This window comes from Zoogloea ramigera (assembly GCF_006539865.1).
In the GTDB taxonomy this organism is placed as follows: Bacteria; Pseudomonadota; Gammaproteobacteria; order Burkholderiales; family Rhodocyclaceae; genus Zoogloea; species Zoogloea ramigera.
In genome coordinates this window covers 1-1002 of the sequence record NZ_BJNV01000178.1, presented here as the reverse complement: position 1 = coordinate 1002, position 1002 = coordinate 1, and the positions used below count along the sequence as shown (strand labels likewise).

The following is a 1002-nucleotide window of genomic DNA, read 5'->3' as shown; positions in this document are numbered from 1 at the left end:
CTAAGAGACTCTTAGGAAGGACAGCTATGGCATACTAAGGAATCCTTAGCTTTATGGTCGCAAGACCCATCCTATCCGGGCCACGACGTCTTTCCAGTGGCGACGTAGCTCGCTCACAAGACGGCCCACCCATCGAGTTCGATATAAAATGAAATGTCAATCGCAAAAATTAGAGGAGGAAGCATGACAGCACTAAAAATTGCTGTGGCAATAATATCTATCGGACTTTTTCAAGAGGCATCAGCAGCTCGACTCTATGCACATATAGAGAGAGATGGCAACACATTTAAACTATCCGACAATTTCTCCACATCGGCAGCAGAGCCTCCCAAAAAATTTTTACCAAAAGTCTGGTTTTTCAAGACAAGCAATCTAGACCCCGCCTTCGAAACAAAACGTTTTGAATGCGTGATCAACCACAAGACAAAGACTGACGGATGTGCCGCATGGCGCAACCAAGAAGAAAGCTTTGTCCATATAAACACGACCCCAAGCTCTTACGGTAATACGCCAGAAGTAAGACGAGAAAAAGACCAAAGGAAAATATCAGCGGCAGGCGTTGCAGTAGGCGTTGCAGGGGCCGCCTTGGCTGGAGTCGTTTACGGCCCTACCGTCGTCATTCTCTCTCCTTTCTATTTGCTTGGAATGGCAATGGAGAAGGAGACAAGAAAATGGGTAGAGTTCGACCATGTCGAGTTTCTCAAGGCTCAAGAGGCAGCAATCAAGAATGCTGGATTTGAGAGCAAGGAAGAGTTTTTTGCCACTCACGACCAGGCAGCAAAGATACTCGACAATCTTGAAAAGAAAGAATCAGATGCCCTCAATTCACTTAGGGAAAGAGCCAGTAGCGAAGCAAAAATATTATCCAACTATACAGATATCGGGCTCAAAGCTGAGTCTTATCCTTTTCACCCCAAGCCATTTTTGATGCCAGAGCTTCCCATTTCCAAGCAATTTGGGGATTTTGAATTAACTACTGCCCAAGCGATTGATGAGCACTAT

Annotated in this window: 1 protein-coding gene; it reads left to right on the top strand. The window is 45.4% G+C overall.

Translation table 11 applies throughout. The features are described from left to right. Window positions 1-183: 183 nt before the first annotated feature. Window positions 184-1002: hypothetical protein (locus tag ZRA01_RS20320; protein ID WP_141355187.1), on the top strand; the 819-nt coding region annotated here is incomplete at its 3' end.